A 9328-nucleotide genomic window follows, 5' to 3' on the forward strand; every position below is an offset into this window, starting at 1 on the left:
GGCCTCTGTCCCGCCGCCATCGGCCAAATGGCTATAAGTAAACGAAATGATTTGTTCCGAAAAACAATTGAAGCTATGATGGTCGCTCGAAAACGGCGGCAAGCACGGAGGCAGGCACCATGATGCGCGATACGTGGATGGAAGAACCGGACCAGCGCGTGCCGGTGCGCACGCTGTTCGGCATCGACTCGGACCTGCTGGTGTCCGCTTTCAGCGCCCGTGACCCGCATGTTCCGGAAATCGATCATGCGTACCGGTTTAATCCTGAAGTCACGCTCGCGATTCTCGCGGGGTTCGCGTTCAACCGGCGCGTGATGGTGCAAGGCCTGCACGGCACGGGCAAGTCGACACATATCGAACAAATCGCGGCGCGTCTCAACTGGCCGTGCATGCGCGTCAATCTCGACGGTCACGTGAGCCGGCTCGATCTGGTCGGCAAGGACGCGATCGTGGTCCGCGACGACGTGCAGGTCACCGAGTTTCAGGAAGGCATCGTGCCGTGGGCGTTGCAGCGGCCCGTGGCGCTGGTCTTCGACGAATACGACGCGGGCCGTCCCGACGTGATGTTCGTGATCCAGCGGATTCTGGAACGCGAGGGCAGCTTCACGCTGCTCGATCAGAATCGTGTGATTCAGCCGCATCCTTTTTTTCGTCTGTTCGCGACAACCAATACCGTGGGTCTCGGAAACCTGAACGGGATGTACCACGGCACCCAGATGCTCAACCACGCGCAGATCGACCGCTGGAACGTGGTCGCCACGCTCGACTATCTGTCGCGCAACGAAGAAACGCGCATCGTGCTGGCGCGCGTGCCGCAACTCGATGACGAACGGGGCCGTGCGCTCGTCGCTTCGATGGTCAGCATGGCGGGTCTGACGCGGCGCGGCTTCCAGGCCGGCGACCTGTCGACGCTGATGTCGCCGCGCACCGTCATCAACTGGGCGGAGAACTGCGAGCTGTTTCACGACGTGAAGCTCGCGTTGCGTCTCACTTTCCTGAACAAATGCGACGAAGCGGAACGACCGGTCGTCGCGGAATATTTTCAGCGCGCATTCGGCGAGGAATTGGAAACGCCGTCGCAGTGGCATGACGAGCGCAGCAAATGAACGCGGTGCAAAACGACGCGCGCGAACTCACGCGACGTGACGCGCTGTGCGCGGCGACCGTGCGTGCGCTGACCGGCGACGGCACGCTGCACTATCGCGGCGGACGTCTGTTCAGGCATCTGCGGCCGGTGCCGCTGCACGCACCGCATCTGCGTGGCGATGCCAGGGAAGCGGACGATCTCGATTCCACACGCGGCGCGGCGGATGCCTCCGCGCTGCGCATCGTGTATTCGGATGCGGAGTTGCATGACCGTCTCGCACCGGAAGAACCCGTCGCCCGCATGGTCTTCGACCTGCTCGAACAACTGCGCTGCGAAGCGCGCGTGCCGGACGGCATGACGGGCGTGCGGCGCAATGTGCGGCATCGCTTCGAAACGTGGTCGCTTGCTTGTTACGAAGGCGGCTTGCTGGACAGCGATATCGGTCTGCTGATCTATACGGTCGCGCAAATTGCCGAGTCGCGTCTGTCGGGCTTTGCGGTCCTCGAACAGACCGAAGGGCTGATCGAGGTGACGCGTGGCGCGCTCGCGCCTTTGCTTGGCGTCGCATTGGCGGGCTTGCGCCGTGACTACGCCGATCAGCGCGCCTATGCGAAGCATGCCCTTGCCATTGCAAGCTGCATCGGCGAGATGGTGCGCGACGTGCGTCATGCGTTCGTCGAGAATCACACTTCGGCCGATGAAACCGAAGAAGAGGCAGCGCGCACGATGCTCGGCACCTGGTTCGACATCGACGACGAAGAAGGCGAGGCGGAACGGCTCGCGCTTGCCGCGAGCGGCGCCAGCAGCGCGCGCGATGCATCGGGCGATGGCTATCGCATCTTCACGACGCGCTACGACAAGACCATCCGGCCCGCCACGCTGATTCGCGCCGCGTTGCTGCGCGAATATCGCGAGCGTCTCGACGACCTGATCGCCGCACGCCATATCAACGTAGCGCGCCTCGCACGCATGTTGCAGGCGTCAATCGCCGTGCCGCATCGCGACGGCTGGTCGTTCGGGGAAGAGGAAGGACGCATCGACGGCAGGCGTCTGGCGCAGGTGATTGCTTCACCCGATGAACGTCGCGTGTTCAGGCGCGAACGTGACACGCCCACGGCGAATTGCGCGGTGAGCTTCCTGATCGACTGCTCGGGTTCGATGAAGGCGAGTATCGAACCTGTCACGGTAATGATCGACGTGCTCGTGCGTGCGCTGGGCATGGCGGGCGTCACGACTGAAGTGCTGGGCTTCACAACAGGCGCATGGAACGGCGGACGCGCGAAGCTCGACTGGCTGGCGCAGGGACGTCCACGCACGCCGGGACGGCTCAACGAAGCGTGCCACATGATCTTCAAGGAAGGCGATGCGGGTTGGCGTGCCGCGCGCGGTGACATCGCTGCGCTGTTCAAGGCGGATCTGTTTCGCGAAGGCATCGACGGCGAGGCGGTGGACTGGGCGTGCGGGCGCTTGCTCGCGCGTAACGAGCCACGGCGCATCCTGGTCGTCGTATCCGATGGCAGCCCGATGGACAGCGCGACCGCGCAAGCCAACGACGCCCATTACCTCGACCAGCACCTGCGCGAAGTGGTCGAGCGTCACGAGGCGTTGCAAGGCGTGGAGGTGCTGGGCCTCGGCGTCGGACTCGATCTGAGCCCGTACTATCGGCACAGTTTTGGCGTGGATCTATCCGTGGCGCCTGACATGACACTCTTCGCGAAGCTGGCAGGCTGGCTCGGCGCGCGGCGCAGGCGCAGCAGCTAACGCGCGCTGTACCTCTTCGTCCTCGATCATGCCGATGAAGACGATCTCAGTATGCACAACATCGTGGCATGGCGTGGCATGCCAGCGCGCGCCGACGACATGCAGCTCGATGCACGAGCCATCGGCGAGGCGGGCGAAGCCCTTGGCCCGCAGTAGCCTGCTGGAGAAGGACAGACACGCGGCCTTCACTGCGCGCTTGTCGAAGCGTTCACCTGAACGGAACGTCACGCTGCGCAGGCCAGCCGGAAGTTGATGCATCGACATGATGGACCGCGAAAATCCACGCGGAGACGATGCCGCCGTATCGCTGAAAAACAGCGCGCCAGGGACCTTGCCCTGATCGCCCTCGAACACGATGCGCGTGTGCGCCATCTCCAGCACTCGCGCTCGCGCACGCTGCGCGCTATCGTCATCGAGCAGATCGGTCCTGGTCAGCACGATGGCCGTCGCCGTCGCGATCTGCTGCCGCGCCATCTCGCCCACATACGCATTGGCCAGCGTCTCGTCGATATGTTGCGCATCCACCGCCACCACGATGCCTTGCAGACGAAACGCGCGATCCAGCATGCCGACCTGCGCGATGCGCAACGGGTCCGACACGCCGCTCGCTTCTATCACGAGCAGATCGGGTCGTGTCTCGCGCGCGCTGATCTCGATCAAGGTCTCCATCAGCTTGCCGCCGATCGAACAGCAGACGCAGCCGTTCTCCAGTCCTATCACGTCGTCGCTGCGCTCACGGATCAATGCGGCATCGATGTTGATGGCGCCGAAGTCGTTGACCAGTACCGTGATGCGGCGGCCTTCGGTGTTGGTCAGCAGCGCGTTGATCATCGTGGTCTTGCCCGCGCCTAGATAGCCGCCGATGACGGCCAGCGGAATGGGCGGCTTCATGCCGGCGCCTCGAACACGCGGCCGCCGAGAATCGTGCCCCATACATGCAACTGACCGAGACGTTCAGCAGGCACCTCGTGCGGATCTTCATCGAGCACCGCGAAGTCCGCGAACTTGCCCACTTCGATACTGCCGACCACATCGTCCATGCCGATGGTATGCGCCGCGCCGAGCGTGATTGCGCGCAATGCATCAGGCACGCTCAGCCGCTCCGCTTCGCCCAGCACGCGCCCCGACGCCGTCTTGCGCTGCACCGCGCACCATGCGGTGAACAGCGGGTTGAGCTGCGTGATCGGCGCGTCCGAATGCATGCCGAACGTGATGCCGAGCGATTGAGCCGTGGCAGCCGCGTTCATGCGGTTCGCGCGATCGGCGCCCATGGTCTGCGCGTAATGCGCGTCGCCCCAGTAGTAGATATGGTTCGAGAAAAAATTCACGCACATGCCGAGACGCGCGGCGCGCGCGAGTTGCCGCGCATCGGCCATCTGGCAATGCTGCAAGGTATGCCGGTGATCCATGCGCGGATGCCGCGCCAGAATCGTTTCGATGGCATCGAGCACGAGCTCGGTGGCCTCGTCGCCGTTCGTATGGATATGCAGTTGCAAACCGGCGAGATGGTAGGGCAGGAAGGTCTCGACAAACTGCTCGGGCGGAATCAGCCACAGGCCGTTGGCATGGCCGTTCACATAGCCCGGCCAGCGTAGCCGCGCGGTATAGCCTTGTATCGAACCATCGACGATGAATTTCACCGGACCGAAGCGCAGCTTGTCAGCATTGAGTTTTATCGCTTCGAGCACGCGCTCCGGACCGCCTTCCGGATTGCGTTGTGGACCGAACGCGGGCACCAGGCGGATCGGGAAGCGCGCATCGTGCGTGACTTCGACGAGATTGCGCATGCCCGTGTCGGAGAGGTCGTTGAGCAGGTCGGTAGCCGTCGTCACGCCCGCGAGCTGCGCGACCTTGCCGAAGGCGCGGATCGCTTCAGGATTGTCGCTCGCGGAGATCGAAAGCTTCGGCCCGATCACGCGATACACCGGGAACATGGCCGCGAACTCCTGCAGTTCGCCGGTCGGGCGGCCTTCGCCGTCTTTCACGATGCCGTCGACATCCGTGTCTTCGTCAATGCCCGCGAGTTCGAGCATCGGCGAATTCACGTTCATCAGATGCACGCTCGCATGCAGGACAGCGACGGGCCGCGTAGCTGATACCTTATCGAGCTGCGTCACGGTGAGCCGCTCGCTGCCGAAGAAGATCGGATCGAAGCCCCAGGCAAGCAGCGGCGCGTCCGTGCTGTCCAGCGCGCGTTGCGCTTCCTGCAAGCGCGCGATCACCGCATCGAGCGATTGCAGGCCCGGCCAGCGCGTGCCGTCGGGGCCGCGGCGCTCGTAGTAGCCGACATAGACCGCGCTCCACATCGCGCCTTCCATCAGGTGCGAATGGCCTTCGACGAGACCCGGCATGAGCACCTTGTCGGCGAAGGTCGTGTCGGGCTTGGCGTCGGTCCACTGGCGGATCTCGTCGAGGGTGCCGACCGACAGAATCCTGCCCTCGCGAATGGCAACGTGCGTCGCAACCGGCTGGCGCGGATTCATGGTCAGGATCTTGCGGGCGGCGAACACCTTCACCGCGTGGGTATCGATTGAGTTCTGGGTCATGAGTCGTTCGAGTGGATCAGATCGGCGTGTACGTGTTTGCGGCCCGCGCTCGGATTCGCGAGGAACACGACCAGCACGTTGACGGCCAGACAGATGAGGCCGAGGTTCAGGCCCGCGATATCGACTTGCAGCACATACAGGACGACCGCGAGAACCTGTCCCACGAGCATGCCCGAAGCAATCGCGCGCGCGCCGACGCGCAGGCCGAAGATGATCGCGATCACGCCGGGAAAGAACTGCGTGACGCCGTAGTAGGTCATGTTGATGAGGGTGAGCATCAGGTTCGGCGTCGCGAGCGTCATGCCGATGGACAGCAGCAGATACAGGCCGATCACCACCTTGGCGCTTGCCTTCTGGCGCGTCTCGGGCATGTTGGGCAGCAGGTTGCGCGTGACCACCGGGCCGATGGCGAGACAGATGCCCGCGAGCACGAGCAGGCCCGACAGCGAAGCCCCTGCCGCAACCAGCCCGACGAGCCACGACGGCAGCAGATGCACGACCGCGGTGAAGAACGCCTCGTTCGGCGAGCCCAGCGGCACGTTCTGCGCAATCGCGTAATACGACGCGACCACGAGGAACGGATACATCAGCATGTACAGCGGCATGACCACTTGCGAGCGGCGAATGGTGTTGCCGCTCTTCGCGGTGAAGAAGTTCTGGATCGCGAAGGGCATCACGTAGAAGCCGAGCGACTGAAACAGCATGGTGCTCATCGAGAAGGTCAGCTGATGCGCGTTCATCGCATTCGACACATGCTGGCTGGCTGCCCTGAACACCGGTTCGACGCCGGCTTCCCACGCCACGGCGAGACCCGTGATGACGATGGCGGCCACCATCAGCAGGTCTTTCAGGATCGCAATGTACGCCGATGCCCGCACGCCCGCGATGGCGATGTACGTGAACGCGAGCAGCGCCGAGATCATGATGAGGAAGACCGGATTCAGGTTCCATCCCAGTCCTTTCAGCGCCGCGACGAGACCCGTGAACTGCAGCTGTCCCCAGGGCAGCAGGAAGATCAGCGATGAAACGGCGACGATCAGTTCGAGCGCACGGCTGCTGAAATGACCTTTGAAGAGATCGGGCAGCGTGATGGCGTTGTGGCGCTGGCCCGCTTCCCAGATCTTCGGGCCGATGAAATATCCGATGGGGTAGGCGAGCAGGATGTAGCCCAGGAACCAGACGCCATAGGTCGGCCCCTTGGCGTAGATGCCGCCGGGAAAGCCCACCATCGTACCGATGCTGTAGATCTCGCCCGCAGCGAGAAAGAACACCAGCCACGCGCCAAATTGCCGCGATGCGACGAAGAAGTCATGCACGCTTTGCGAGCCGCGTCCCTTGCCTGCACGCAAGGCGAGCCAGATCGACAGTGCAATGAAACCGAGAAATACGGTGGAAGCCATGTCGGTTCTCTCCTTTATGCGCCGTGCGCTTCGCGCCGTTCCGTTTTTTTGTCGAACAGGACCCAGCAGAGTTGCAGGCAGACCGAAGTCGCTACAAACCAGCCGAAAATCCATGCATAAATAAATGGAATGCCGAACACATAAATATCGTTCGATGCCGCCCACGGCAGCATGCCGATCACGCCGACGAACGGCAAAACGAGTCCGATCAGGACTTTGAGCATGGTCCACTCCGTATGATCATTGGCCCGCGCAAGATGTGCAGCGCGCGGAAGAGAAAGGAATGCGGTGCAGTATGACCAGACAAAAATGGCTCCTCGTAGTGCCAGAGCGGGGCAATCGCTTGGTCCAGCAGGCCCGCCGGGCAGGCCGCCCCTGGCACCAACGAAGTTTTTTGGCTGGCACTAAGCCGCGCAGGACGTTCGGTGCAACATGAAGCCACTTTCCAAGGAGTTATCGGTGGCTACTCTCGAATTCGTTGCGCCGGCCCAGGGCGGCGCGTGCGCCCCATACGATCCGCTCTACGACCCGCTCGTCTCGCCGATGAAGCGCGAGGCCATGGACTATGCGCCGACCTACTGGGTCGCCACGGCGGGCACGCCGCCCGAGGACGACGGACCCTTGCCCGGCGATGCCGACGTGGACGTGCTGATCGTCGGCGCGGGCTTCACCGGGCTGTCCACGGCGCTGTTCCTCGCCCGTGAGCACGGCATCCGCGCCACCGTCGTCGATGCGAACCGCACCGCGTGGGGCTGCACGAGCCGCAATGGAGGGCAAGGCCAGAACGCGAGCGGGCGGCTGTATCGTTCGCAGTGGATCGAGCGTTGGGGCAAGCAGACGGCGCTCAAGCTCGATGCGGAGATCCGCGAAGGCTTCGATACGTTCCGCAATCTGGTGAGTGAATTTGCGTGCGACCCGCAGCCGGGCGGCCATCTGTATATCGCGCATCGTGAGCGCAAGCTCGAGTTTCTCAGCAACGAATGCAAGGTGATGCGCGACGTGTTCGGCTACGACGCACGCATGCTGAGCGCACAGGATGTGGCGCAATCCTATGTCGACGACCAGGAAAGCTGCGGCGCGCTGCATGAACCGGACGGCATCGGCGTGCATCCGCTCAAGCTGGCGTTCGGTTATCTGCGCATGGCGCGCTCGCTCGGGGTGAAGGTGCATCCGGGCACGCCGGTGCTGGACGTCGAGACGATTCGCGGCGTGCATCACGTGCGCACGCCGCGCGGCGTGATCCGTGCCAAGGCCGTCGCGTTCGCGACCGGCGGTTATACGCGCAACGACATGCATCGCGCGTTGAACGCGAAGATCATGCCGATCCTGTCGAACTCGCTGGTCACGCGTCCGCTGACGCAGCAGGAGCTCGCGGCGACCGGCTTCAAGACACGCGAAGTCATCACCGACACGCGCACGCTGCGCTTCTACTACCGCCTGTTGCCGGACGACCGTTTGCAGATCGGCAGCCGCAGCGCGATCACGGGCGCCGATGCCGCCAATCCCCGGCACATGGAGGTGCTGGTGGAAGGGCTGCATCGCAAGTTCCCGGCCTTGCGCGGCATACGTGTCGATTATTCGTGGTGGGGCTGGGTGGACGTGAGCCACGACATGATGCCGCGCGTCGCGCAGCCCGATCCGCAGCAGAGTCTGTTCTATGCGGTGGGCTATGGCGGCAATGGCGTGTCGTTCTCGGCGCACGCGGGCCGCCGCCTCGCGGAGCGCGTGGCCGGCAAGTGGCAGCGCAGCCGCGACGACCTGCCGATCTACGAATCCGCACTCGAATACCCGAACGTGTTGAACATGGTGCGCTGGAAGGGCTTTGCGCCGTTCCGCCGGGTCGGGCAACGCTTTCTGTATCACAAGTACCTGGCGCAGGACGAGAAGCGCTAACCCCTTTTGAAACCCTGAACACGAACGACATATGAGCACTCAGACGAATCACGACTATCTCCGCTTGCTGGAGACGTTCAACGATGCCTGGAACCGCCACGACATCGACGCGCTGATGGACTGCATGGCGGAGCGCTGCGAATTTCACGGCGTGGCCGGGCCCGACCTCCTGGGCCGCACCTTCAGCGGTCGCGAGCAAGTACGCAAGGGCTTTACGCTCGCCTGGGAAACCTGCCCGGATGCTTCGTGGAAGGAAGGCGAGCATTTCGTCAGCGGCGAGCGCGGCGTGTCGGAATCGACGTTTCGCGGCACGAAGGCGGACGGCTCGCGTATCGAAGCGCGCATGGTGGACGTCTTCACCTTCCGCGACGGCAAGATCGCAGTGAAAAACGCCTTCCGCAAGGACCGGCCCGCGCTCTGAAACATGACGCAGACCGGCATCGCGTGACGCAGGGAGAGGTCTCGACCGATCGGCAACGTACCGGCCGGCGAGACGCGATTTGACGCAGGCAGATCACAGCAAATCAGGAGACGGAATGCACTCGAGCACGGACAAAGGCGATCTCAAATGTGGCCTCAAGCAGCGCCACATGACGATGATCGCGTTGGGAGGCGTCATTGGCGCCGGACTATTCGTCGGC

Annotated in this window: 8 protein-coding genes; 4 read left to right on the forward strand and 4 right to left on the reverse strand. The window is 63.4% G+C overall.

Annotation, left to right across the window (positions count from 1 at the left end):
• The first annotated feature begins 119 nt into the window (after positions 1-119).
• Both QCE63_RS14395 and QCE63_RS14400 read left to right on the forward strand, forming a co-directional pair.
• On the forward strand, positions 120-1106 hold the full coding sequence (locus QCE63_RS14395) for an AAA family ATPase (protein WP_309833898.1): 987 nt from the start codon (positions 120-122) through the stop codon (positions 1104-1106).
• Positions 1103-2848: a cobaltochelatase CobT-related protein gene (locus QCE63_RS14400; RefSeq protein WP_309833899.1), complete on the forward strand. Its 1746-nt coding sequence runs from the start codon at positions 1103-1105 to the stop codon at positions 2846-2848. The genes QCE63_RS14395 and QCE63_RS14400 overlap by 4 nt, the downstream gene beginning before the upstream one ends.
• On the opposite strand, the gene QCE63_RS14405 is transcribed toward QCE63_RS14400, so the two are convergent.
• Genes QCE63_RS14405 through QCE63_RS14420 form a run of 4 tightly spaced genes read right to left on the reverse strand, consistent with a single transcriptional unit; the run spans position 2771 to position 7018 of the window.
• The gene (locus tag QCE63_RS14405) at positions 2771-3739 is read right to left on the reverse strand and encodes a GTP-binding protein (RefSeq protein ID WP_309833901.1); all 969 of its coding nucleotides are present in this window, start codon (positions 3737-3739) and stop codon (positions 2771-2773) included. The two genes, QCE63_RS14400 and QCE63_RS14405, sit on opposite strands and share 78 nt — an antisense overlap.
• On the reverse strand, positions 3736-5394 hold the full coding sequence (locus QCE63_RS14410; RefSeq protein ID WP_309833902.1) for an amidohydrolase: 1659 nt from the start codon (positions 5392-5394) through the stop codon (positions 3736-3738). Before QCE63_RS14410 ends, QCE63_RS14405 begins: the two co-directional genes overlap by 4 nt.
• Positions 5391-6794, reverse strand: a complete 1404-nt coding sequence (locus tag QCE63_RS14415; RefSeq protein ID WP_309833903.1) for a sodium:solute symporter family protein — start codon at positions 6792-6794, stop codon at positions 5391-5393. Before QCE63_RS14415 ends, QCE63_RS14410 begins: the two co-directional genes overlap by 4 nt.
• Positions 6795-6808: 14 nt before the next feature.
• Positions 6809-7018: a DUF3311 domain-containing protein gene (locus QCE63_RS14420; protein ID WP_309833905.1), complete on the reverse strand. Its 210-nt coding sequence runs from the start codon at positions 7016-7018 to the stop codon at positions 6809-6811.
• Between the two features lie 319 nt (positions 7019-7337).
• Here QCE63_RS14420 and QCE63_RS14425 point away from each other — a divergent pair, with 319 nt between their 5' ends.
• Positions 7338-8687 carry an FAD-binding oxidoreductase gene (locus tag QCE63_RS14425; protein ID WP_309835459.1) on the forward strand — a complete coding sequence of 450 codons (1350 nt, stop codon included), beginning with the start codon at positions 7338-7340 and terminating at the stop codon, positions 8685-8687.
• 31 nt (positions 8688-8718) lie between these two features.
• Complete coding sequence (locus QCE63_RS14430; RefSeq protein ID WP_309833906.1) at positions 8719-9108, forward strand: nuclear transport factor 2 family protein; 390 nt, start codon at positions 8719-8721, stop codon at positions 9106-9108.
• Positions 9109-9328 lie beyond the last annotated feature (220 nt).

The organism is Caballeronia sp. LZ065 (genome assembly GCF_031450975.1).
GTDB lineage: Bacteria > Pseudomonadota > Gammaproteobacteria > Burkholderiales > Burkholderiaceae > Caballeronia.

What these genes read in the sequence shown, in the direction of transcription:
- QCE63_RS14430 (WP_309833906.1), top strand. Translation starts at nt 8,719, where the DNA reads ATGAGCACTCAGACGAATCACGACTATCTCCGCTTGCTGGAGACGTTC.
- QCE63_RS14420 (WP_309833905.1), bottom strand. Translation starts at nt 7,018, where the DNA reads ATGCTCAAAGTCCTGATCGGACTCGTTTTGCCGTTCGTCGGCGTGATC.
- QCE63_RS14425 (WP_309835459.1), top strand. Translation starts at nt 7,338, where the DNA reads ATGAAGCGCGAGGCCATGGACTATGCGCCGACCTACTGGGTCGCCACG.
- QCE63_RS14405 (WP_309833901.1), bottom strand. Translation starts at nt 3,739, where the DNA reads ATGAAGCCGCCCATTCCGCTGGCCGTCATCGGCGGCTATCTAGGCGCG.
- QCE63_RS14395 (WP_309833898.1), top strand. Translation starts at nt 120, where the DNA reads ATGATGCGCGATACGTGGATGGAAGAACCGGACCAGCGCGTGCCGGTG.
- QCE63_RS14410 (WP_309833902.1), bottom strand. Translation starts at nt 5,394, where the DNA reads ATGACCCAGAACTCAATCGATACCCACGCGGTGAAGGTGTTCGCCGCC.
- QCE63_RS14400 (WP_309833899.1), top strand. Translation starts at nt 1,103, where the DNA reads ATGAACGCGGTGCAAAACGACGCGCGCGAACTCACGCGACGTGACGCG.
- QCE63_RS14415 (WP_309833903.1), bottom strand. Translation starts at nt 6,794, where the DNA reads ATGGCTTCCACCGTATTTCTCGGTTTCATTGCACTGTCGATCTGGCTC.